The organism is Streptomyces sp. NPDC050121, from assembly GCF_044460385.1.
GTDB classification, from domain to species: Bacteria; Actinomycetota; Actinomycetes; order Streptomycetales; family Streptomycetaceae; genus Streptomyces; species Streptomyces soliscabiei.
Window position 1 is genome coordinate 24,729 of record NZ_JBITJV010000040.1, and the last position, 21,885, is coordinate 46,613.

Below are 21,885 nucleotides of genomic sequence, written 5' to 3' on the forward strand. Positions count from 1 at the left end.
CCCATCTGTCCAGAGCGCATCACAAGTGAGCGGAGTGAGGATGGCCACGTGTACGGACGCCTATTTGCGTCCATGTGGCGTTCAGGCGGTAGCCCCTTTACCCAACTCACGTGAGACGATGGCCACTCTTCACCCCTCATTCCGTCGGAGTGATCTGTAACCTACGGTTCCGTAGGTACGATGCGGCGTATGACTGCGCCCGTCCCCGACGCGACCACGGATACACCGGCCGCCGGCCGCGGTTCCGTCGCACACGCCCTGTCGGAAGAGATCAAGCCCAAGCTTCGCGGCTGGCTGCATCTCGGCATGTTCCCGGCCGCCCTCATCGCCGGCCTCGTGCTCACCGCCCTCGCCGACTCCACCCGCGGCCGCATCGCCTGCGGCATCTACGCACTCACCGCCTGCCTGCTGTTCGGCGTGAGCGCGCTCTACCACCGCGGCAACTGGAACGCGCGCATGGACGGCATCCTGCGCAGACTGGACCACGCGAACATCTTCCTGATCATCGCGGGCACCTACACCCCGCTGACGATGCTGCTGCTCCCCGACGCGAAGGGGCAGTGGCTGCTGTGGGGCATCTGGGGCGCCGCGGCGGCGGGCATCCTGTTCCGGGTCTTCTGGGTCGGCGCCCCGCGCTGGCTCTACACCCCCTGCTACATCGCGATGGGCTGGGCGGCCGTCTTCTTCCTGCCGGACTTCATGCGCACGGGCGGCATCGCGGTCCTGGTCCTGGTGATCGTCGGCGGGCTCCTCTACAGCGCGGGCGGCGTGATCTACGGCATCAAGCGGCCCAACCCCTCACCGCGTTGGTTCGGCTTCCACGAGGTCTTCCACTCCCTGACCCTCGCCGCGTTCGTCGTGCACTACGTCGGCATCTCCCTGGTCGCGTACCAGCACGCATAACGGCTCTTTTCCGCCTTCCAGTGGCCACGGCTTCCGAGCCGTGGCCATTTCCGTATGCCGGGAGCGCATATCGATTGACAGGGCGCAGCTTTTGACAGCTACTCTCATTTCATGGCTACCGTCATGAACGACACGGACACGTCCGAGGCGGGGCGCGACCCCCGCCGCTGGTGGGCCCTTGGGGCCCTGGTCGCGAGCATGCTCACGCTCGGCTTCGACACGACGATCCTCAACGTGGCACTCCCCACGATGGCCCGGGACCTGGGCGCCACCACCGGCGAACAGCAGTGGATGGCCGACTCCTACGTCGTCGTCTTCGCGGCCCTGATGCTCCCGGCCGGCCTCCTCGGCGACCGGTTCGGCCGACGCAGGATCCTGATAACCGGGCTCGGCGTCTTCCTCGCCGGCTCCCTCGTCGGCACACTGGCCGGCGACGTCAACGCGGTGATCGCCGCCCGCGCCGTCATGGGCGTCGGCGCCGCCCTGATCACCCCGCTCGCCCTGTCGGTGCTGCCCTCGCTGTTCAGCCCCGAGGAGCGCACCAAGGCCGTCGGCATCATCTCCTCCGCCTCCGCGCTCGGCCTGCCGCTCGGCCCGATCATCGGCGGCTGGCTGCTCAACCACTTCTGGTGGGGCTCCGTCTTCCTCGTGAACGTCCCGATGGCCGCGATCGGCATCGCCGCCTGCGTCTTCCTGCTCCCCGAGACCCGCGACCCCGCCTCCCCCAAGGTCGACGCCGTCTCCACCGCGCTCACCGCGACCGGCCTCGGCGCCCTGATCTACGCGATCATCGAGGCGCCCACCCGCGGCTGGGGCGACCCCCTGGTCCTCGGGATGATCGTCGCGGCCGTGGTCCTGATCGCCGCGCTGGTGCTGCGCGAACGCCGCGTCGAGCGCCCCATGCTCGACATGACCCTGCTCGCCCACCGCGGCTTCCTCTTCAACACCATCGCCGCGACCCTGGTGATGTTCGTCCTGTCCGGCCTGCTGTTCGTGCTGCCCCCGTACCTCCAGGCCGTCCTCGGCCACGACTCCCTCGGCACCGGCGTACGGCTGCTGCCGATGATGGGCGGCCTGCTGGTCGCCTCACGCACCGCCGGGCCCGTCGTCGCCCGGTTCGGGGCACGGGCCTCGGTGAGCGCGGGCCTGGTGGTGCTCGCCTTCGCCGCGCTCCTCGGCAGCCGGACGACAACCGACTCCGGCTACGGCTTCACCGCGCTGTGGCTCTCCATCACCGGCCTCGGCTTCGGCTTCGCGCTCATCCCGGCCATGAACGGCGCCCTGGGCACCCTCCCCCGCGACCGCGCCGGCAGCGGCTCCGGGCTGCTGATGACGCTGCGCCAGGTCGGCGGCGCGATCGGCATCGCCCTGCTCGGCAGCCTGCTCTCCGGCGCCTTCCGCGACCGGCTCGACGTCACCGGCCTGCCCGCGCAGCTCGCCGACACGGCCGACAACTCGGTGATCGCCGCCCATGTGATCGCCGAGAAGGCCAACCTGGCCGACCTCGCCGCCTCCGCCAACGACGCCTACGTGCACGGCATGGACCTGGTCCTGCTGGTGTGCGGGATCGCCGCCCTCCTCTCCGCCCTGCTGGCGGCCGCCTTCCTGCCGGGCGCCCGGCGCACCACCGAGACCTCCACGACCTCCGCGGCGCCGGAGATGGCTGCCGATCAGGCCGATGCCCGACAATGACCCCATGACGGCCGCACGCATGAGTTCCCCCGCCGACCGCTCTCACCTGGGTCTCCGTGAGCGCAAGAAGATCAAGACCCGCGAGGCGATCCGCACCGCGACCTACGCGCTCATCAAGGAACAGGGGTACGACGCCACGACGATCGACCAGATCGCCGACCGCGCCGAGGTCTCGCCGTCGACCGTCTTCCGCTACTTCCCGACGAAGGAGGACATCGTCCTCACGGACGAGTGGGACCCGATCCTCGTGGCGGAACTGCGGGCCCGCCCGGCGGACGAGCCCTGGCCCGAGTCAGTCCGGTACGTGATGATGAAGGCCGCCCGCATGGGCATAACAGATGATCTGGAGATCGCACGGCTGCGTACCCGGGTGATGGCCCAGGTCCCCGCGGTGCGCTCGCGGATGATGGAGAGCATGTCCGTCACCGGCCGGATGTTCAGCACCGCGATCGGCGAGCGCATCGGCCTCGACCCCGACAGCCTGGAGGTCCGCGTCTACATGATGTCCCTCATGGGCGGGCTGATGCAGGCGTCCCTGTACTGGGCCGAGAACGACCACCGGGACGACTTCGAGGTCCTGCTCGACCGCGCTCTGAACGTCCTGGAGCACGGCCTGCCCGTGCGAAACCCCTGAGACCAGCGCCCCGTCCGCATGCCATCCTGACCAGGTGAACGCACCCGAGATCCGCGTCGAAGTCGCCCCCCGGCTGGCGCTGTTCGTCCCGCCCGCCCGGCGCGCCGGCGCCACCGCGCTCGCCGTCGACGGCGTCTCCACCCTCGGCCACGTCGTCGAGTCGCTCGGGGTGCCCCTCACGGAGGTCGGCACCCTGCTCGTCGACGGCCGTGCGGTGCCGGTCTCGCACATCCCGGCCGACGGCGAGTCGGTCACCGTCCGCCCGGTCGCCCGCCCCCAGCGGGTGCCGGGCGCCCCGCTGCGCTTCCTCCTCGACGTCCACCTCGGCACCCTCGCCCGCCGGCTGCGCCTGCTCGGCGTCGACACGGCATACGAGTCCACCGACATCGGCGACCCGGCGCTCGCCGCCCGCTCAGCGGCCGAACAGCGCGTCATGCTCAGCCGCGACCGGGGCCTGCTGCGCCGCCGCGAACTGTGGGCGGGCGCCTACGTCTACAGCACCGACCCCGAGGAGCAGCTCCGCGACATCCTCGACCGGTTCGCCCCCGAACTGCTCCCCTGGACGAGGTGCACCGCCTGCAACGGCCTGCTGCGCCAGGCCACCAAGGACGAGGTCGCCGACCAGCTGCAGCACGGCACCCAGAGGTCCTACGACGTGTTCGCCCAGTGCCGCTCCTGCGGGCGCGCCTACTGGAAGGGCGCGCACCACGAGCAACTGGTCGCCATCGTGGAACGCGCCCTGGCGGAGTTCGCCGGCTAGACCGGCCGGCCGCGGAGCCCGGACGGGCCGGAGCGCACGGACAAGCCGGAGCGCACGAACAAGCCGGACAGGCCGGACAGGCCGGACAGGCCGGACAGGCCGGGCCGTCAGCCGTTCAGCGCGGTGCGCAGCCGTTCGGGGTCGGTGGTCGGGGCGTCGCAGGTGAAGTTGCGGCAGACGTACGCGGTCGGTTCGCCCTTGCTCAGCGGGCGATCGGCGAGCAGCGGGAACTCGTCGCTCCCCACGGCGCCGAACGCGACGACGGCACCCGGGGCGGTGCCCAGCAGGGCCGTACGGTGCAGGATCCTGGAGGCCGGATCGTCCGCGCCGGTGCCGACGACGGCGACCTCGCGCGGCCCGTCGAGCAGCGCCTCGGCGGCGGCGAGCCCCCAGCCGATGAACCGGGGCACACGCGGCCCGAGCGCCTTCACCACCCCCAACGCCCGTTCCGCGGCGGTGCGGTGGGGCTCGGAGCCGGTGTGGGCCGCATAGCTCAGCAGCGCGCCGGCCGCGGCCGTCCAGCCGGAGGGCACGGCGTTGTCGGTCGGATCCTGCGGACGCCGGATGAGCTGCTCGGCGTCGGCCGCCGTGTCGTACAGCGACCCCGACTCGGGATCGACGAACCGGATCAGGACGTGGTCGAGCAGGAACCCGGCGAACTCCAGCCAGACGCCCTCGCCGGTGACGGCGCCGAGAGCGAGGAACCCCTCCGCGACATCGGCGTAGTCCTCCAGGACGCCCGCGTTGGCCCCGGCCTGTCCGTCCTTGCTGGTGCGGAAGAGCCGGGCCTGCTCGTCGAGGTGCAGCCGGACGAGGAGATCGGCGGCGCCGACCGCGGCCTCGACGAGATCCGGACGGTCGAAGTAGGCGCCGGTCTCCGCGAGCGCGGCGACGGCCAGCCCGTTCCACGCGGCGACGACCTTGTCGTCCCGGCCGGGAGCCGGCCGCTCACCGCGCCGGTCCAGCAGCCGCTCCTTGATGCCGGCGATCTTCTCGGCGTCGAAGAAGGCGTCCTGCTGCGGGAGTTGGAGAACCGAGGAACCGTGCTCGAACGTGCCCTCCTCGGTGACGCCGAAGTAGCGGGCGGCGAGCTCGGCGTCGTCGCCCAGGACGTCCCTGAGCTGCTCGGACGTCCACACGTAGTAGGCGCCCTCGACGTGCTTCCCGCTCCCGTCGTCGCTGTCGGCGTCCAGCGCGGAGGCGAACCCGCCCTCGGCGGTGCGCAGTTCCCGCACCATGAAGTCGGCGGTCTCCAGCGCGACCCGACGGGCAAGCTCCGAGCCGGTGGCCCGCCAGAGATGGGCGTAGACCCGACACAAAAGGGAATTATCATAGAGCATTTTCTCAAAATGGGGCACAACCCAGTCCCGGTCCACGGAGTATCGCGCAAAGCCGCCGCCAAGCTGGTCGTAGATTCCGCCACGGGCCATGCGTTCACAGGTGTCCTGGGCCATCTGCAGCGCGCCCTCGGATCCGGTCCGCGCGCGGTGCCGCAGAAGAAATTCAAGGACCATGGACGGAGGAAACTTGGGGGCGCCGCCGAACCCGCCGCGCTGCGCGTCGTACTCCCGGGTCAGCCCGAGAAGGGCCTGAGCGAGTTCCCCCTCACCAGGAAGCTGGGTGTCGCCGTAGCTGATCTCCCGCCCCGCGAGGTCCCGCACGATCTTCCCAGCGACCTCCGCCACCTCTTCCCGCCGATCGGCCCACGCACTGTGCACGCCTTCAAGTACCTGCTGGAAGGAAGGCATTCCATGGCGGGGGGCGGGTGGAAAGTACGTCCCAAAGTAAAAGGGCTCAGCGTCCGGAGTGAGGAAGACGCTCATGGGCCAGCCGCCCTGTCCGGTGGCGGCCTGGACTGCCTCCATGTAGACGGCGTCGACGTCAGGGCGTTCTTCCCGATCGACCTTCACGCTCACGAAGTGGTCATTGAGGTAGTCGGCAGTGGCCTCGTCCTCGAACGATTCGGAAGCCATGACGTGACACCAGTGGCATGAGCTGTATCCCACGCTCAGGAAGACGGGCACATCGCGCCGCCGGGCCTCCTCAAAAGCTGCAGGTTCCCACTGCCACCAGTCAACAGGGTTGCCTGCGTGCTGAAGGAGGTAGGGGGACGTGGTGCGCGCGAGTCGATTGGACATGCGTCAATCCTCGCGCATGCATCGATGCCCTGCACCGTTTGACAGCCGCACCCCTGAAACGTCTCCTCAAACGATCGTGGCCTCCTTCTTCGAAAGCCAATCGAACTCGAGCCGCTCCAGGATCGGCGTGGGATCCCCCTGCCGCGCCGCCGGTGTGACCATGATGCCCCGTCCCCCGAGTGCGATCTTCAGTAGCATCCGCCTGTCGACCGTGTCCGCCGCTTCCCATGCTTCCTTCAACATGTCGAATCGCAGGTGGGACGACGCCTCGGCTTCCACCTCCAAGGCCTCCAGGGCTGCGGTCGTGGTCTCGATGACGGCGCGCTGCCCGTTGCTCAGTTCCTCGAAGCGCTCTTCGTCCATCTTGCCGTAGACGTAAAAGTCCTCTTCAAGCTTCTGCACACGATCTTGCGCGGCTTCGAGCGCCTTTTGCGCCCCCTCTCTCCTCGCCTGCATCTCTGGATCCGCAAACGCGAACCACCGGCGAGCCATCTCGGCAACCACCGGATCGTCCGGCTCAAGCTGCGTGATGTGGTCGATCCACGCCTGCCCAACCGCGTGGTCGATGCGTTCGGAGAGTGTCACCACGCCCTCACAGACGGACCTGCCGCGCGCTTGCCGGACTTCGCACCGGTAGCGCCCACCACGATGACTCATCGGACCACCACAGCGTTCAAGCTTCCCTGTCCCTGACTTGTCTCGCAGCCGACCGCACCGGTAGATACTCGTGCCCAGATACTTCGCTTCCGGTTTGCCCCTCGCCCAGCGGGCATCGGTCCGTTCAGCGATGAGCGTCTTGATCCGAAACCACTCCTCAGTGGTCACAACCCCCTTTCCGCACATGATGATCTCGCCGATCTCGTCACGCAGGGGTTCTCCGTACCCCTCCCAGCTGTCCAGGGGATTTCCGTATGCGTCCGTCCTGCGCCGCCGGACAGGAACCATGCCTCCAAAGAGCGGAGACTGAGCGAGCTTGCTCACTGCGGCGGGTGACCACGTGGCGCCGCTCCGGGTCCGAAGACCCTCTTCGTTGAGCGTGTGGGCCGTGTCCTTCGTCGTCTTCTTGTCGAGCAACAGATCTGCCAGCCTGCGGGCCGTTTCGTACTCTTCCGGGTGAGGCTCGACCCGGCCGCTTCTGGGCGGGCTGTGGAGCCCGAACGGCGGTTTTCCCGTTCCTCTCCGGCCTTCCGCCTTATGCGAGTCGTGGCCGGCCTTGATGCGCTTCGCCATGTCCTTCGCTTCTTCGCGGGCACGCTCGCTCAGGATCGCGAAGACCATGCGCCCGCCCATTGACGAGTCCAGTCCCTCGGACACGGACACCAGCCGTGCCTGCCTACGGTCGAACTCGTCCAGCATCCGGCCTACCGCTCCCATACCGCGCCGATCGAAGCGATCCGTCTTCCACACGCCGAGCGTCCTGGACCTACCATCCATGATCGCCTGTGTGGCCTTCTCGAACTCCTTGCGGCGTACATAAGTCTTGGACGCCGAGAGTTGCTCGAACCAGACATGCCGGATCTGAAGGCCCTCTCCCCGCGCCCAGCGAACCAGGTCCCGTAGGTGGCCTCGAAGGGTGATCAGGTCTTCCTTCTTGCTGCTCCGGCGTAGGTAGGCGTCCAAGAGCTCCGGTGGCTCGGCCGTCGCAGGCACGTCGAGCCCCAGCGCCGCAAGTTCCTCAGAGCTGAACCCCAACGCGACCAGCGTCGCGTGATCATCGCGCACCCAAACCCCCTTCTGATCCCTGCGAGAAGGGTATGAAGGCATTGGCAAAACTTGTCAGACTTTCTGAAAGTGCGACACCATCCACCAACGCAGATGCAGCGGCGAACAAGTAGCGATCTGAAAGGTCGAGAACCCGAAAAGACCACAACGGCAAGTGATCGTCGCCCTCTCGCGCCCTCTCGCGCCACGGAGCCGCTCGCAGCACACTTGACCAAGCACAGCTGGGACCGCCGGAGGGGGACGGGACATGCGGGACGGGCATAGGGCGGAAGCCGAGCGGTTGTTGGCGCGAGCCGTGGAGGAAGAGGTGCGGCGGTCCGGGGGGCGCACCGACCGGCAGGCGCTGATGACGCGGGCGCGCGGCGCGCTGGACGCCATGGCGCAGACGGCCGCGCAGGAGTACGAGGAGTATGCCCGCGCCCTGGAGGAGACGGAGGCCCGGCAGATCAGCTTCGGGCAGCGCTACGCGCGTGAGGGCGGGCGAACTCCCCTGCTGGTGGCGGGGGTTGCCGCACTGACGACAGCGGTCGCCGACCTGGCGCTGGGCACGGGTCCCGGTACGGCGCTCGGCGCCGGGGTGACCGTCGGGGTCGTCGGGGCGGCCGCGACGGTCGTCAAGGTGGCGGGGTCGCATCTGCCGGCCGCTCATCACCGGGCCGGCGAGGCGGGGCAGCCGGGCGGCGCCGAGCAGTTGCGGCTGCAGTGGCTCACCGCGCTGGAGGTGCGGGGCATCCGGCCGTTCCTGGACCAGCAGCGGGTGCTGAGCGCGACGACCGGTCCGAAGAAGACGCCGGGACCGCAGCTCAGGGGCGCGGACAAGAGCGCGGCCGCGCGCGGGCGGACCGTACTCGGCCAGTCGTTCGCCCAACTGCCGGAAGTCGCCGGGCCGTTCGCCGGGCGGCGGGCGGAGCTGGCGCGGATCCGGCAGTGGGTGCAGGCGGCGCGGGCCAGTACGGAGACCCGGCCGACGGTCGTCGTACTGCACGGCACCCCCGGCAGCGGCCGCACCACCCTCGCGGTGCGGGCCGCGCACGATCTGCGGGACCAGTTCCGCGGCGCCTGCGTGGTGGACCTGCGCGGCGACAGCGCCGGCGGGACGCCGCTGCCCACCCGGGACGCCCTGCTGCACCTGCTGAACCGGCTCGGCGCACCCCGCGAGCAGCTCCTCTTCCGGGAACGCTCCTCCGCGGACCAGCAGGTCAAACGCCTCAGCGAGCTGTACCACCAGCATCTGACCGGCCTGCCGGTCACGGTGATTCTGGACGACGCCTCGGACCCCGAGCAGGTCCGCGCACTCGTCCCGGAACGCTCCGACAGCCTCGTCCTGGTCACCGCCCGCACCCCGCTGAGCCTCCCGGCCGAGCTGTCCGCATGGGTGCACGAGCTGGCGGTGCGGCCTCTGGAGGCGGCGGGCGCGGAGGAGCTGCTGGGCGCGACGGCGCAGGACGCCTCGGGTCCCTACGACGCCGAATCCGCCGACCGGATCACGCAGTTGTGCGGCGGGCTGCCGCTGGCGCTGCGGATCGTGGGCTCCTCACTGGGCCCGCGCTCGCCGCGCGCGCTGGCCTCGGACCTTGGGGCGTACGGCCCGGTGGAGCCGGTCGAGCGGGCGCTGTGGCTGCGCTACACCGACCAGCCGGAGGTGACGCGTCGGCTGCTGCGCCGACTCGCGCTGGCCGGCCGGGCCTCCCTCGGCGCGGCCGCGGCCGCCGCGCTGCTGGCCACGGACCGGGCGGAGGCGACCCGCCATCTCACGGCCCTCGCCGACGCCGGTCTGGTCGACCACGTCCGCGGTGACCGCTACCGCCTGCACGACCTGGTCCGCGCCTTCGCGCAGGCCCGCCTCCTGGACGAGGAGGAGCAGACCGAGCGGGCCGCGGCCCAGGAACGTCTGCTCGTCAGCTACGCCGAGCTCGCCGACTCCGTGCTGCGGCTGGTCGACGGCAACATGTCGACCCGCTCGGACCGGTTCACCCCGCACGGCTTCACCTCCCTGGACGAGGCGCTGCGCTGGCTGGACGACGAGTCGAGCTTCATCACGGCGACACTGCGACACGCGGAGGGCGTCGACCAGAACGCCGTACTCAGTCTGCTGGGCGCGCTGTGCGACTACTGCCTGCTGCGCGGCGACCTCTACCGGCTCGGCGAGATCAGCGAACTGGCGCAGTCGGTCGGCCAGGACCTGCTGGTGCGGTCCGTGCAGTGGCGCACCGGCATCGCGGCCCGTCAGCTCGGCGAGCTCGACAAGGCGCGTACGACGCTCAGTTCGGTCGTCGACCTCTACCTCCAGGCCCACCACGACGCGGGGGCGGCGCGCGCCCTGTGTTCGCTGGGCATCACCCTGCACCACCAGGGGCAGCTCACGGAGGCGGCGGCGAAACTCCGGGAGGCGATGGACCTGCAGGCCGCGCCCGAGCTGGCCACCGACCGCGCCTGGACGATGCACGCGCTCGCGGCGGTGGAACGGGACCGGGCGCATCTGGCCGAGGCCCTGGACCTGCTCACCCGCTCGCTGGTCCTGCACCGCGAGGGCGGCTCCGTGCACGGTGAGGCGTGGGCCCACTTCCAGCTGGGCCAGCTGAACCTGCGCCGCGGCGACGCCGACCAGGCCGAGGCCGACCTGCGCCGCGCCCTCGACCTGTACGGCCGCACCCGCGACGCCCGCGGAGAGGCGTGGGCCCTGACCCAGCTCGCGCGGGCCCGGCTCATCGCCGGCGACCCCGGACCGGCGGCGGAGGACCTGCGCCGGGCGGCGGCCCGGCACCGGGACAACGAGGACGCGCGCGGCGAGGCGTGGACGGTCTACTACCTGGGCCTGGCCCTGGAGGAGACGGGCGACCTCGACCATGCCGTCCGCGAGCTGGAACGCTCCCGCTCGCTCTTCTCCCGCCTGCGGGACGTCTACGGCCTGGCGTGCGCCCGCCACCACTCGGCCCGCGTGACCCGCGACCAGCGTGCCGCTCAGACGGGTTCGCTGCGCAACTCCGGTTTCGCCCGCCAGCTCCTGGTCGACGCCCGCGCCGACTTCCAGCGCATCGGCGTCGCCCACGGCGAGGCCTGGACCTGCCTGGAACTCGCGATCGTCGACGCGGGCAACGCCCGTACGCAGGCCGCACTGGCTCTGTGCGAGGAGGCGACGGCCCTCTTCGCGTCGTACGGCGACCGCCGCGGCGAGGACTGGGCCCGCTTCCTGCGCTGCACCCTCCTGCCGTACGCGGCCCCGGGCGGCGTCGAGGTCGGGACGGCGGTGTCCCAGGAGGAACTGTCCCAGCTCGTCCGCGCGGCTCACCCGTCCCGGGACAGCCAACTGGAGGAGTGCACGAAAGCCTACGCACTCCTGCTGGAGAGGGGCGTGAACCTGGACGCGGGCTGGCAGGCCTGGCGCCTGGGCATGGTCCCCGGCCGCCACGCCCGAGAAGTGATGGGCGTAACCCTGACACCAGGCACTACCTCAGCCGAAACCCCAGCCAAGCCCCCGCACGAGGGCTGACCCCGGGAGCGAGGGCTCCCCCCGGGAGCGAGGGCTCCCCCCGGGAGCGAGGGCTCCCCCGGGAGCACGAGCTGAGCCCGAAAGCCACGACTGAGCCCGGGAGCACGAGCTGAGCCCGAAAGCCACGACTGAGCCCGGGAGCACGAGCTGAGTCCGGGAGCACGAGCTGACCCCGGGAGCGACGACTGAGTCCGGGGGCGAGGGCTCACCCCGGGGTGCGACGGGAGCGGGAGCGGCGGGACCAGGTGAGGCCGGAGGCAAGGCGGGACCGGGCGAGGCGGGATCGGGCGAGGCCGGGCCGGGTACGGCGGGACCCGGTACGGCGGGACCAGGTGAGGCCGAGGCAAGGCGGGGTCGGGTAAGGCCGGGCGAGGCCGCCTGGGCGACGCCGTTCTGCGGGTTCCTCGCGGGGCGATCACCGCGTCAGGCAAGTGAGACCACGGGGTCGACCGGGAGAGGCACCGGGGAAGTGGGGCCGTGAGGTCGAGGCCGCCCTGTGGCCCGATGCAGAGCGGTGCGCCGCGTCCGGGAAGGGGAGGCAGGGGGAGGTCGGGGTGCGGCGCTTGGCCGTGGCCGCCCTGTGGGGCGCGCGGCGACGTGGTTCACGGCGTTCGGACCGGGGCGCTCGCCGCGCCTCGGCCGGTGCGGCCGCCCGCCTGTCTGCTGCTGTCGCCGGTCGGCGGGCCGTCGGACACGCGCAGTGGCGTGGCCGACGGCGTGCGCCGGTGCCGGTGCGGTCACCGCCGGTCCGTGGGGCGTCACGGCCGTCGGCGGTTCAGCCCTTCGCGGGGGAGGCCGTCTCCGTCGTGCCCTTGCCGGAGGCTTCCTCCGGGCTCGCGGGCTCCTTGAAGTCGACCTTGCCCATGTGCTTGCTCATGGACTTCATCAGGCCCCACACCGCCACCGCCATCGCCGCGAAGACGATGAAGCCGAGGACGCCGGGAGTGACCTTGTTCTCGTCGACCTCCTTGGCGAGGGGGACGAGGTGCGTCATTGCCAGGCTCACGCTTGCGCTCATGTCAGGCATTGTCGCGGATGCCCGCAAAGAGGTCGTCCTCGGGGAGGGAGATGTCGACGCGGGACTTCGCGAGCTCGTACTCCTCCGTGGGCCAGACCTCCTTCTGGATGTCCATCGGCACCCGGAACCAGCCGCCGTCGGGGTCGATCTGCGTGGCGTGGGCGATCAGTGCCTTGTCGCGGATCTCATAGAAGTCGGCGCAGGGAACGTGCGTGGTGAGCGTGCGCTCCTGGATGCCGGAGTCCTCCCAGCGCTTGAGCCACTCCCCGTAGGGGGAGTCCAGACCGCGGTCGAGCATCGCCTGGTGCAGCGCCTCGGTGCGGGGACGGTTGAAGCCCTGGTTGTAGTACAGCTTCAGCGGCCGGTAAGCGGGCCCGTACTCGCTCTCGGGGTACTTCTCGGCGTCGTCCGCGCCCTCGAAGGCCACCATCGAGATCTTGTGGGTCATGATGTGGTCGGGGTGCGGGTAGCCGCCGTTCTCGTCGTAGGTGGTGATCACCTGAGGGCGGAAGGAGCGGATCTGCTTCACCAGCTCGCCGGCCGCCTTGTCGACGTCCTCCAGGGCGAAGCAGCCCTCGGGCAGCGGCGGCAGCGGGTCGCCCTCGGGCAGGCCGGAGTCGACGAAGCCGAGCCACTCCTGTCCGACGCCGAGGATCTCGCGGGCCTCGTCCATCTCCTTCTTGCGTACCTCGTGGATGTGCTCCTCGATGTACTTGTCGCCCTGCAGCTTGGGATTGAGGATGGAGCCGCGCTCCCCGCCCGTGCAGGTCACGACCAGCACGTCCACCCCCTCGGACACGTACTTCGCCATGGTGGCCGCGCCCTTGCTCGACTCGTCGTCGGGGTGGGCGTGCACGGCCATCAGTCGCAGCTGGTCAGTCAAGACTCAATCCTCGGTAAGTCGGCGCCCGGCGTGAACCGGCGCGATCGCAGGCTTCTATAGTGACCGAATCGGGGGGCGATTAATTCCGCGCCGGGAGGACGATCATGAGTACGGCGAGCACGCGACTGCCCGAGGGCCGCTACGGCCGTGCCTCGGACGATCGCGCCGACCACAAGCTCAAGATCGCCGGTGCCGTGCTGGGCGCGTTGCTGTTGGTGCTGGTGGGGTACTTCGCCTACCACTACGTCGGCCAGAACAAGATCAGCGCAGAGGTGATCACCTTCAAGGCCACCTCGGACGAAGCGGTCGAGCTCCATCTGGAGGTCCGCAAGGACTCGGGTACGAGCGGTTACTGCACGGTCCGCTCGCAGGCCGCCGACGGCACCGAGGTGGGCCGCGCGGACTTCCGCTTCTCGGGTGCGGACAGCCGCATCGACAAGGTGGTCACGCTGCGGACGACGGCGAAGGGCACGACGGCGGAGCTGCTCGGCTGTCACACCGGGTGACCTCGCGCGGCCCGGCCGCAGGGTATCTGCCGCAATACGTACGCGCTGACCTGCACTGACGTAATTCTCATGGCTTATGTCCTCCCCCTTCGGCCACTGAATTGTTAGGCTCGTGGTTTCGCCCATCACCTGAGGAACATGCTTCTGGGTAGGGCGATGCTTTGTATTCCCAGTACCGACGAGGAGCACCTGTGACCCAGACCAGCGAGTCCGTCACCTGGCTGACCCAGGAGGCGTACAACAAGCTCAAGGTCGAGCTTGAGTACCTTACTGGTCCTGCGCGCACGGAGATCGCCGCCAAGATCGCCGCCGCGCGCGAGGAGGGGGACCTGCGCGAGAACGGCGGGTACCACGCGGCCAAGGAGGAGCAGGGCAAGCAGGAGCTCCGCGTGCGCCAGCTGACCCAGCTTCTCGAGAACGCCAAGGTCGGCGAGGCGCCCGCTTCCACGGACGGCGCGGTGGCGCCCGGCATGGTCGTGACGATCGCCTTCGACGGTGACGAGGACGACACCATGACGTTCCTGCTCGCCTCGCGCGAGTACGCGAGCTCCGACATCGAGACCTACTCGCCGCAGTCCCCCCTGGGCACCGGCGTGATCGGTCACAAGGTCGGCGAGGACGCGGCCTACGAACTGCCGAACGGCAAGAAGGCCTCCGTGCGCATCCTCAGGGCCGAGCCCTACAGCGGCTGAGCCCTCCTTTCCTGGCTTTCCGGACGAGCCCCTGGCGCCCCCGTGCGCCGGGGGCTTTCGTCATGCCGTCGCCGAGCGGTACTTGCGGACCGCGAGCGTCCGGAAGATCAGGACGATCAGGACCGAGTAGATCAGCGAGGCCCAGACCGGGTGCTGCATGGGCCAGGCGTCGGACTGCGACTGGCCCGGGTTGGCGAAGAGCACCCTGGAGGCCTGGACGGTGGCGCTGAAGGGGTTCCACTCGGCGATGTGGCGCAGCCAGGGCGTCATGTTGCTGGTGTCGACGAAGGCGTTGGATATGAACGTCACCGGGAAGAGCCAGATCAGTCCGCCGGAGGTGGCCGCTTCGGGGGTGCGGACGCTCAGGCCTATCAGGGCGCCGATCCAGGTGAAGGCGTAGCCCAGCAGGAGCAGCAGGCCGAAGGCGGCCAGCACCCTGCCGATGTTGGTGTCGCCGTCGGAGCCGACCCGCCAGCCGACCAGGAGGGCGACGACCGCGAGGACGAGCAGGGTGAGCGCCGTCTGCACGAGGTCGGCGAGGGTACGGCCGGTGAGTACCGCACCGCGCGCCATCGGCAGGGAGCGGAAGCGGTCGATGAGGCCCTTGTGCATGTCGTCGGCTATACCGGCGCCGGCGCCCGCGGTGGCGAAGGTGACGGTCTGCGCGAAGATGCCGGCCATGAGGAAGTTCTTGTAGTCGGTGGCGCTCGTGCTGCCGCCTATCCGCATGGATCCACCGAACACGTAGGTGAAGAGCACCACGAACATGATGGGCTGGATGAGCCCGAAAATAACCATTTCCGGAATCCGGCTCATGCGAATCAAGTTGCGCTTTGCAACGACCAGCGAGTCGCGGACGGACTGTCCGAGTGGATGGGCGGGGGCGGGCGCCGCGCCGCGTACGGCGTCGGTGACGGCACTCATTTGACGGTCTCCCTCTCACTGTGTCCGTTGTGGCTGTTCTCTTCGCTCGTCTCGGTCTTCGTCTCGGCGACGTGTCCGGTCAGGGACAGGAAGACGTCGTCGAGCGTGGGGCGGCGCAGGCCTATGTCGTCTATCTCTATGCCGCGGGTGTCGAGCTCGCGGATGACCTCGGCGAGGAGCTTGGCGCCACCGGAGACGGGCACGGTGAGCTTGCGGGTGTGCTGTTCGACCGTCGTCTCGCCCTTGCCGAAGCCGGCCAGGACCTCCGCTGCCGTGGTGATGTGTTCGCGGTTGTGCACCACGACCTCCACGCGCTCACCGCCGGTGCGGGCCTTGAGCTGGTCGGAGGTGCCGCGGGCGATGACACGGCCGTGGTCGACGACCGCGATGTCGTGCGCGAGGTGGTCGGCCTCTTCGAGGTACTGGGTGGTCAGCAGCAGCGTCGTCCCGCCGGAGACGAGTCGCTTGATGACCTCCCACAGCAGTTGGCGGTTGCGCGGGTCGAGGCCGGTCGTCGGCTCGTCCATGAACATCACGGGCGGGGAGACCACCAGCGCCGCGGCCAGGTCGAGGCGGCGGCGCATGCCTCCGGAGTAGGTCTTGGCGGTGCGGTCGCCGGCGTCCGCGAGGTCGAACTGCTCGAGCAGTTCGGCGGCCCGGGCCTTCGCCGCGCCGGCCTTCATCTGGTAGAGCTGTCCGACCATCTGGAGGTTCTCGCGGCCGGTGAGGTATTCGTCGACCGCCGCGAACTGGCCGGACAGGCCGATCGAGCGGCGCACCTCGTTGGGGTGCTTGAGCACGTCGAGGCCGGCGACCACGGCCCGGCCGCGGTCGGGGCGCAGGAGGGTGGTCAGGCAGCGGACCGCGGTGGTCTTGCCCGCGCCGTTCGGCCCGAGCAGGCCGAGGACGGTGCCCTCCGGGACGTCGAGGTCGACGCCGTCCAGAGCCTTTACGTCACCGAAGGTTTTCACCAGGCCTTCGGCGTAGATGGCGCCTGGCATATGAGTCTCCACGTCGTTGAGGATTCTTCGGAAAGCCTAGGTTTGCACTTTTCGTTCCGCCCGACAGGGCCGGAAGTACACGGGCTCGAGCGGCATGAGACACACCATAACGCGATGTATCGCGTCTCACAACGGACTTACACGAATGAGTGACAAAAGGGCTCTGACCTCAGTCGATGACGGTGTAGCCGGCGTCGCGCAGGGCTCGGCCGACCTCGGCGCAGTGCGCCGGCCCCTTCGTCTCCAGGTGCAGTTCGACCTCCGCCTCGGTCAGCCCGAGCCGGGGGTCGGTCCGCACATGGCTCACGTCGAGAACGTTAGCGTCGACCACTGACAACACCCCGAGAAGCGTGGCGAGGGCGCCCGGCCGGTCCGTCAACCGCAGCCGTACGGCCAGGTAGCGGCCCTGCGCCGCCATGCCGTGCCGCAGCACCCGCTGCATCAGCACCGGATCGACGTTGCCACCGGACAGCACCGCGACGACCGGCCCCTCGAAGGCGCCGGGGTTGCTCAGCAGCGCGGCCACCGGGCTCGCCCCGGCCGGTTCGACGACCAGCTTGGCCCGCTCCAGGCACAGCAGCAGCGCGGTGGACAACTCGTCCTCCGTCACCGTGCGCACCTCGTCCACCAGCTCGCCGATGATGCCGAACGGCACGTCACCGGGACGGCCGACCTTGATGCCGTCGGCCATCGTCGCCGGGTTCCTGATCGACACCGGCCGGCCGGCCGCCAGCGAGGGCGGGTACGCGGCGGCCCCCGCCGCCTGCACGCCCACGATCCGCACGTTCGGCCGCAGCGCCTTCACCGCGACCGCGATGCCCGCCGCGAGACCGCCGCCGCCGATCCCGACGACGATCGTGCGCACCTCCGGGCACTGTTCCAGGATCTCCAGGCCGACCGTGCCCTGCCCCGCGATGATGTCGGGGTGGTCGAAGGGGTGGATGAACACCGCGCCCGTCTCGGCCGCGTACTCCTGCGCCGCGGCCAGCGTCTCGTCGACCACGGCGCCGTGCAGGCGCACCTCGGCGCCGTACTCACGCGTGGCGCTGATCTTCGGCAGTGGCGCGCCCTTGGGCATGAACACCGTGGACCGCACGCCCAGCACCCGCGACGCCAGCGCGACGCCCTGCGCGTGGTTGCCCGCGCTCGCCGCGACGACCCCCGCGGCCCGCTCCTCCGGCAGCAGCCCGGCGATCCGGACGTACGCGCCGCGCAGCTTGAACGATCCCGTCCGCTGGAGGTTCTCGCACTTGAAGTGGACGGGCGCGCCGACCAGCTGGGTCAGATGCCTGCTGCCCTCCATCGCGGTCACCCGCGCCACGCCCGACAGCATCTTCTGGGCGCCGCGCACATCGTCGAGGGTGACGCGGCGCAAGGAGTCAGCCGTGCTGTAGCTCATGACTCCAGCATCGCAGTTCACAGGCGGGAACGACCGTTGTGACCAACCTCCGAGACCGGTTTCCGCAGCGCCGGTACGACCCGCCTTCCAGCCGCGTACTCTGTCCCCCATTCCAGCAGCCCCTTCATGAAGCGAGCCCCCGGCCATGCCCACAACACCTGAAATGTCGATGGACATGATGACCGTCGGTGACACCGGTCTCCTCGACACGCTGCAGCACGAGGTCGCGGTGTTCGCCCGCCGTGCCGAACAGACCCGGCTCGGCGGTGTCGGGCAGGTGCGCAACTCCATGGACCGCGCCGCGTACCTGCTGCTCAACCGCCTCGACAACGAAGGCCCGATGGGCGTCAAGGCGCTCGCCGCGAGCATGGGCATCGACTCGTCCACGGTCACCCGGCAGGTGGCTCCGCTCGTCGAAACCGGCCTGGTCAAGCGGACCTCGCACCCCGAGGACGGGCGGGCCGTGGTGCTCCAGCTGTCCCCGCGCGGGCAGTCGCGTCTCGAGGAAGTCCGGTCCTCCCGGCGTCAGTTGATGGCCGAGCTGACGGAGGACTGGGCACCGGAGGAGCGCGAGTCGTTCTGCGCGCTCCTCACCCGCTTCAACACCGCGCTGTCCTCCCGGATGGCGGTCCAGGGCCTACCGGGCACGGAGCCGTCGCCGGCCACTTCCTGAGCGCCGGCCACTTCCTGAGCACCGGCGGCCCCGCGCGGCGGCCCACGCGCGTCCCCTCGCTCTCCCGTGACCTTCCGACGACTTTCCGGCGGGCGTGCGCGGCTCTTGACCGAAAGCCCGCCCCTGGCCTCATATGAGACCGGGGCATATGGCCCTCGAGGGGGACGCCGTCAGGCGGGAGGCTCGGTGTGCGAGAGACGCGTGCGGCCCATGAAGCCCGCCGGGACCGGGAGTTCGAGACGTTCGTCGCGGGTGCGGGCGGGCGGCTGCTGCACGCCGCCACGCTGCTCACCGCGGAGGCCCCGCACGACAACCCGCGCGCGCGTCGGCTGCTGACGCTGGCCCTCGCGCGCACATACGCGTGCTGGGACCGGCTGCACGGCGAGGACCCGTACAACCGTGCCCGCGAGTATCTGGCCACCCGCTTCGCGCACGAGGCGTGGCACCAGTACGCGTGGCAGCTGTACGACGCCCTGCCCCTGGGCCGTACCCGCCCGCACTCCGCCTCCGGCACGCTGGCGCGGCTCACCCCGCAGGAGCGCCTGATCCTGGTCCTGAGGCTCTACGAGGGCGTCGCCGAGGAACAGGTGGCGGCTTTGCTCGGACTGCCGACGGAACGTGTCCGCACCGCCTGCGACCGGGCGACGGCGACGCTGCTGCATCCGCCGCGAGAACCGGCGCCCGCGGTGCGCCGGGCGAAGGCGGCGGCCTCGTGAACCGGGCCGAGCGGGAGGCCGCGGTACGCCGGATCATGGAGCGGACGGCGCCGCGCGTGCCGACGGACCTCCACGCCGACGTCGTACGCCGCGGCAGCCGTATCCTGCGCCGCCACACGCTCGCCCTGCGACTGCTGTGGCTGCTGCTGTTCGCGGCGACCGTGGCGTTCGTGGTGTGGGCGGCGGTGGCCCAGCCCTGGGTGGAGCCGCCGTCACAGACGACTCCACCGCTCACCGACTGGTAGCCCTTGGGGCTGTGGCCGGACAGGCCCTAGCCGAGGGCCTGCTGCAGGTCCTCGAGGAGGTCGTCGACGTTCTCGATGCCCACGGAGAGCCGGACGAGGTCGCCGGGCACCTCCAGCGCCGAACCGGCCACGGACGCGTGCGTCATGCGCCCCGGGTGCTCGATCAGGGACTCGACGCCGCCCAGGGACTCGCCGAGGGTGAACACCTTGGCGCGGTTGCAGACCTCGACGGCCGCCTCCTCGCCCCCGGTGACGCGGAAGGAGACCATGCCGCCGAACGCCCGCATCTGCTTGGCGGCGACCTCGTGACCGGGGTGGTCCGGCAGGCCCGGGTAGAGCACGCTCGTCACGCGCGCGTGCCGGGTCAGCATGTCGGCGACCTTGGTGGCGTTCTGACTGTGCCGGTCCATGCGCACCGACAGCGTCTTGGCGCCGCGCAGCACCAGCCAGGAGTCGAAGGGCCCGGCGACCGCGCCCATCGCGTTCTGGTGGTACGCCAGCTCCTCGCCGAGGGCCTCGTCCGCGGTGATCAGCGCGCCGCCGACGACGTCGGAGTGGCCGCCCATGTACTTCGTCAGGGAGTGCACGACGACGTCCGCGCCGAGCGACAGCGGCTGCTGCAGGTACGGCGTGGCGAACGTGTTGTCGACGACGAGACGGGCGCCCGCGTCCCGGGCGACCTGGGCGACGGCGGCGATGTCGGTGATGCCCAGGAGCGGGTTGGAGGGGGTCTCCACCCACACGGCCTTGGTCTTCGGGGTGATCGCGGCCCGTACGGCGGAGGCGTCGCCGGTGTCTGCGACCGACCACTCCACGCCCCAGCGGGCGACGACCTTCGCGAAGAGACGGAACGTGCCGCCGTAGGCGTCGTTCGGGATGACCACGTGGTCGCCGGGGCTGAGCAGCGTACGCAACAGGCAGTCCTCGGCCGCCAGTCCGGAAGCGAACGCGAGGCCTCGGCGGCCGCCCTCGAGGGCCGCGAGGTTCTCCTCCAGGGCGGTCCTGGTCGGGTTGGCGCTGCGGCTGTACTCGTAGCCGCCGCGCAGTCCCCCGACGCCGTCCTGCTTGTAGGTCGAGACCTGGTAGATCGGCGGGACGACCGCGCCGGTGAGGGGATCGGCGGTGTTGCCCGCGTGGATCGCGAGGGTCTCGAAGTGCTGACTGATGTGCCTGTCGCTCATGGGCACCGAGCGTAGTCCGCTCACGCGCCCGGCGCGGGACGGCCGCCGGGCCCGATCGCGGGACGACCGGTCGGCCGGTCGCGGGGGCAGCGGCCGGGACGGAGGTTTTCCACAGGTGCGGGGGCGGGTTGGCCAATTGTCGGCGCGGTCTGGTTCGCTTGTGGCATGGAGATTCTCTGGGTCCTGATGGCGGTGGTCCTGATCGGCTTCGTGCTGCTGCCGTTCCTGCGGCGCAGGCGCGGCCAGGTCGAGCTGGTTCCGGCTGATCACCCGGACGCCGCGGACCCGGCGACCTACGGTTTCGTGCGCACGGAGGAGCTGGACATCCGCATGCCCGGCCCCGACCAGGACCTGCTGGACGTCCTGGACGTGGTGCAGCACACGCAGGACTACCGGGCGGCCCAGCAGTTGCTGGCCGGCACGGAGACCGAGGGTGAGCTGCGCTGGCAGCGCGTGCAGGCCTTCGCGGGGGCGGCGGCGCTGGAGCTGCAGCAGCGGCCGGGCGGGGTGGGCGAGATACCGGGCGGGCAGTGGCTGCGAGTGTGGCGGACGGAGGCGCCGAAGGACGCGGGCGGTGCGGCCGTGCACGCCGAGTTCCTGGTGCAGCAGGCGTGGCGGACGTCGACACCGGGCACGGACGACTTCCGGATCATCATGGAGGAGGCGAAGGACGCCTGCGGCCAGGCGGCACTGCTGGCTCCGGGTGACCCGATCCCGTACGTCGTCGAGCTGTCGGTGGCCCGCGGTCTGCGGTACTCACAGGCAGAGTTCGAGCAGCTCTGGCTGAAGATCCTGGACCGCGCCCCGGCGCACATGGGGGCGCATCTCGCGGCTCTGCACTACTGGTGCGAGAAGTGGCACGGCTCGCGGGAGCTGGCGTACTCGTTCGCGGAAGCAGCGGCGGCAAGAGCGCCCCGTGGCTCCCTCCTCGCGGCCATGCCCCTCTTCGCGGTCTTCGAGCACCTTCCCGAGGTGAACCTGGTCAGCAGCTTCTACCAGAGCGAGGTCGTGACGAAGGCGATGCACGGCGCGCTGTTCGCGGTGCACGCGGCCCGGCCCGACGACCCGATGCTGGCGCACGTCCGTCACCTGCTGGTCTTCTTCCTGGTGCGCTCCGAGCGCTGGTCGGAGGCGATGAACCAGCTCATTCACGTGGACGGCCACGTGGGCGCCCTCCCCTGGACCCTCTCCCTCGACCCGGCCGCGGAGTTCGCGGTCTACCGCGCGCTGGCGGTGGCGGGCTACGAGGCCAACGGCGGCAGCCCGGCGAGCCTGCCGCACTGAGGCGGGCCCGAGTCGCCGGAAGCG

Annotated in this window: 19 protein-coding genes; 11 read left to right on the forward strand and 8 right to left on the reverse strand. The window is 70.5% G+C overall.

The window, feature by feature from the left end; genetic code table 11:
- Window positions 1–189: 189 nt before the first annotated feature.
- The 4 genes from ACIBTS_RS39830 to ACIBTS_RS39845 all read left to right on the forward strand — a co-directional run bounded on the left by ACIBTS_RS39830 (window position 190) and on the right by ACIBTS_RS39845 (window position 3,989).
- Window positions 190–903: a hemolysin III family protein gene (locus tag ACIBTS_RS39830; RefSeq protein ID WP_399325566.1), complete on the forward strand. Its 714-nt coding sequence runs from the start codon at window positions 190–192 to the stop codon at window positions 901–903.
- Window positions 904–1,014: 111 nt separating this feature from the next.
- Window positions 1,015–2,595, forward strand: coding sequence for a DHA2 family efflux MFS transporter permease subunit (locus tag ACIBTS_RS39835; protein ID WP_399325568.1), 1,581 nt, complete (start codon window positions 1,015–1,017; stop codon window positions 2,593–2,595).
- A 4-nt stretch (window positions 2,596–2,599) separates the two neighbouring features.
- Complete coding sequence (locus tag ACIBTS_RS39840; RefSeq protein ID WP_399325570.1) at window positions 2,600–3,229, forward strand: TetR/AcrR family transcriptional regulator; 630 nt, start codon at window positions 2,600–2,602, stop codon at window positions 3,227–3,229.
- Between the two features lie 34 nt (window positions 3,230–3,263).
- On the forward strand, window positions 3,264–3,989 hold the full coding sequence (locus tag ACIBTS_RS39845) for a Mut7-C RNAse domain-containing protein (protein ID WP_319672298.1): 726 nt from the start codon (window positions 3,264–3,266) through the stop codon (window positions 3,987–3,989).
- Window positions 3,990–4,096: 107 nt separating this feature from the next.
- Here ACIBTS_RS39845 and ACIBTS_RS39850 read toward each other — a convergent pair whose 3' ends face one another.
- Window positions 4,097–6,127, reverse strand: a complete 2,031-nt coding sequence (locus ACIBTS_RS39850; protein ID WP_399325573.1) for a thioredoxin domain-containing protein — start codon at window positions 6,125–6,127, stop codon at window positions 4,097–4,099.
- Between the two features lie 66 nt (window positions 6,128–6,193).
- Window positions 6,194–7,849 (reverse strand): recombinase family protein, encoded by a 1,656-nt coding sequence (locus tag ACIBTS_RS39855; protein WP_399325575.1) that lies wholly within the window; start codon window positions 7,847–7,849, stop codon window positions 6,194–6,196.
- A gap of 247 nt (window positions 7,850–8,096) precedes the next feature.
- Between ACIBTS_RS39855 and ACIBTS_RS39860 the strand changes: the two genes are divergently transcribed.
- Entirely contained in the window at window positions 8,097–11,339 is a 3,243-nt protein-coding gene (locus ACIBTS_RS39860; RefSeq protein WP_399325577.1) for a tetratricopeptide repeat protein, read from the forward strand.
- Window positions 11,340–12,114: 775 nt separating this feature from the next.
- On the opposite strand, the gene ACIBTS_RS39865 is transcribed toward ACIBTS_RS39860, so the two are convergent.
- Window positions 12,115–12,366: a hypothetical protein gene (locus ACIBTS_RS39865; protein ID WP_319333552.1), complete on the reverse strand. Its 252-nt coding sequence runs from the start codon at window positions 12,364–12,366 to the stop codon at window positions 12,115–12,117.
- Window positions 12,359–13,219 carry a mycothiol conjugate amidase Mca gene (gene mca, locus ACIBTS_RS39870; RefSeq protein WP_079660100.1) on the reverse strand — a complete coding sequence of 287 codons (861 nt, stop codon included), beginning with the start codon at window positions 13,217–13,219 and terminating at the stop codon, window positions 12,359–12,361. The genes ACIBTS_RS39865 and mca overlap by 8 nt, the downstream gene beginning before the upstream one ends.
- Window positions 13,220–13,344: 125 nt before the next feature.
- Between mca and ACIBTS_RS39875 the strand changes: the two genes are divergently transcribed.
- Both ACIBTS_RS39875 and greA read left to right on the forward strand, forming a co-directional pair.
- Window positions 13,345–13,746 (forward strand): DUF4307 domain-containing protein, encoded by a 402-nt coding sequence (locus ACIBTS_RS39875; RefSeq protein ID WP_399325579.1) that lies wholly within the window; start codon window positions 13,345–13,347, stop codon window positions 13,744–13,746.
- 191 nt (window positions 13,747–13,937) lie between these two features.
- The gene (greA, locus tag ACIBTS_RS39880; RefSeq protein WP_399325581.1) at window positions 13,938–14,438 is read left to right on the forward strand and encodes a transcription elongation factor GreA; all 501 of its coding nucleotides are present in this window, start codon (window positions 13,938–13,940) and stop codon (window positions 14,436–14,438) included.
- Between the two features lie 60 nt (window positions 14,439–14,498).
- Here greA and ACIBTS_RS39885 read toward each other — a convergent pair whose 3' ends face one another.
- The 3 genes from ACIBTS_RS39885 to ilvA all read right to left on the reverse strand — a co-directional run bounded on the left by ACIBTS_RS39885 (window position 14,499) and on the right by ilvA (window position 17,762).
- Complete coding sequence (locus ACIBTS_RS39885; protein ID WP_399325583.1) at window positions 14,499–15,362, reverse strand: ABC transporter permease; 864 nt, start codon at window positions 15,360–15,362, stop codon at window positions 14,499–14,501.
- Window positions 15,359–16,363: an ATP-binding cassette domain-containing protein gene (locus tag ACIBTS_RS39890; RefSeq protein WP_319672303.1), complete on the reverse strand. Its 1,005-nt coding sequence runs from the start codon at window positions 16,361–16,363 to the stop codon at window positions 15,359–15,361. The genes ACIBTS_RS39885 and ACIBTS_RS39890 overlap by 4 nt, the downstream gene beginning before the upstream one ends.
- Window positions 16,364–16,532: 169 nt before the next feature.
- On the reverse strand, window positions 16,533–17,762 hold the full coding sequence (gene ilvA, locus ACIBTS_RS39895) for a threonine ammonia-lyase (protein WP_399325586.1): 1,230 nt from the start codon (window positions 17,760–17,762) through the stop codon (window positions 16,533–16,535).
- A 163-nt stretch (window positions 17,763–17,925) separates the two neighbouring features.
- On the opposite strand from ilvA, the gene ACIBTS_RS39900 reads away from it, so the two are divergent.
- The 3 genes from ACIBTS_RS39900 (at window position 17,926) to ACIBTS_RS39910 (ending at window position 19,396) form a co-directional block, all read left to right on the forward strand.
- Window positions 17,926–18,435: a MarR family transcriptional regulator gene (locus ACIBTS_RS39900; RefSeq protein ID WP_319672305.1), complete on the forward strand. Its 510-nt coding sequence runs from the start codon at window positions 17,926–17,928 to the stop codon at window positions 18,433–18,435.
- A 188-nt stretch (window positions 18,436–18,623) separates the two neighbouring features.
- Window positions 18,624–19,151 (forward strand): sigma factor-like helix-turn-helix DNA-binding protein, encoded by a 528-nt coding sequence (locus tag ACIBTS_RS39905; RefSeq protein ID WP_399325588.1) that lies wholly within the window; start codon window positions 18,624–18,626, stop codon window positions 19,149–19,151.
- On the forward strand, window positions 19,148–19,396 hold the full coding sequence (locus ACIBTS_RS39910) for a hypothetical protein (RefSeq protein WP_079660107.1): 249 nt from the start codon (window positions 19,148–19,150) through the stop codon (window positions 19,394–19,396). The genes ACIBTS_RS39905 and ACIBTS_RS39910 overlap by 4 nt, the downstream gene beginning before the upstream one ends.
- Window positions 19,397–19,422: 26 nt before the next feature.
- On the opposite strand, the gene ACIBTS_RS39915 is transcribed toward ACIBTS_RS39910, so the two are convergent.
- Entirely contained in the window at window positions 19,423–20,577 is a 1,155-nt protein-coding gene (locus ACIBTS_RS39915; protein ID WP_399325590.1) for a cystathionine gamma-synthase, read from the reverse strand.
- A gap of 165 nt (window positions 20,578–20,742) precedes the next feature.
- Here ACIBTS_RS39915 and ACIBTS_RS39920 point away from each other — a divergent pair, with 165 nt between their 5' ends.
- On the forward strand, window positions 20,743–21,861 hold the full coding sequence (locus ACIBTS_RS39920; RefSeq protein ID WP_399325592.1) for a hypothetical protein: 1,119 nt from the start codon (window positions 20,743–20,745) through the stop codon (window positions 21,859–21,861).
- Window positions 21,862–21,885 lie beyond the last annotated feature (24 nt).

Coding starts and splice junctions, on each gene's coding strand:
- ACIBTS_RS39915 (WP_399325590.1), bottom strand. CDS start 20,577: ATGAGCGACAGGCACATCAGTCAGCACTTCGAGACCCTCGCGATCCAC.
- ACIBTS_RS39835 (WP_399325568.1), top strand. CDS start 1,015: ATGGCTACCGTCATGAACGACACGGACACGTCCGAGGCGGGGCGCGAC.
- ACIBTS_RS39850 (WP_399325573.1), bottom strand. CDS start 6,127: ATGTCCAATCGACTCGCGCGCACCACGTCCCCCTACCTCCTTCAGCAC.
- ACIBTS_RS39840 (WP_399325570.1), top strand. CDS start 2,600: ATGACGGCCGCACGCATGAGTTCCCCCGCCGACCGCTCTCACCTGGGT.
- ACIBTS_RS39885 (WP_399325583.1), bottom strand. CDS start 15,362: ATGAGTGCCGTCACCGACGCCGTACGCGGCGCGGCGCCCGCCCCCGCC.
- ACIBTS_RS39865 (WP_319333552.1), bottom strand. CDS start 12,366: ATGCCTGACATGAGCGCAAGCGTGAGCCTGGCAATGACGCACCTCGTC.
- ACIBTS_RS39860 (WP_399325577.1), top strand. CDS start 8,097: ATGCGGGACGGGCATAGGGCGGAAGCCGAGCGGTTGTTGGCGCGAGCC.
- ACIBTS_RS39920 (WP_399325592.1), top strand. CDS start 20,743: ATGGAGATTCTCTGGGTCCTGATGGCGGTGGTCCTGATCGGCTTCGTG.
- mca (WP_079660100.1), bottom strand. CDS start 13,219: ATGGCCGTGCACGCCCACCCCGACGACGAGTCGAGCAAGGGCGCGGCC.
- ACIBTS_RS39875 (WP_399325579.1), top strand. CDS start 13,345: ATGAGTACGGCGAGCACGCGACTGCCCGAGGGCCGCTACGGCCGTGCC.
- ACIBTS_RS39830 (WP_399325566.1), top strand. CDS start 190: ATGACTGCGCCCGTCCCCGACGCGACCACGGATACACCGGCCGCCGGC.
- ilvA (WP_399325586.1), bottom strand. CDS start 17,762: ATGAGCTACAGCACGGCTGACTCCTTGCGCCGCGTCACCCTCGACGAT.
- ACIBTS_RS39900 (WP_319672305.1), top strand. CDS start 17,926: ATGTCGATGGACATGATGACCGTCGGTGACACCGGTCTCCTCGACACG.
- ACIBTS_RS39890 (WP_319672303.1), bottom strand. CDS start 16,363: ATGCCAGGCGCCATCTACGCCGAAGGCCTGGTGAAAACCTTCGGTGAC.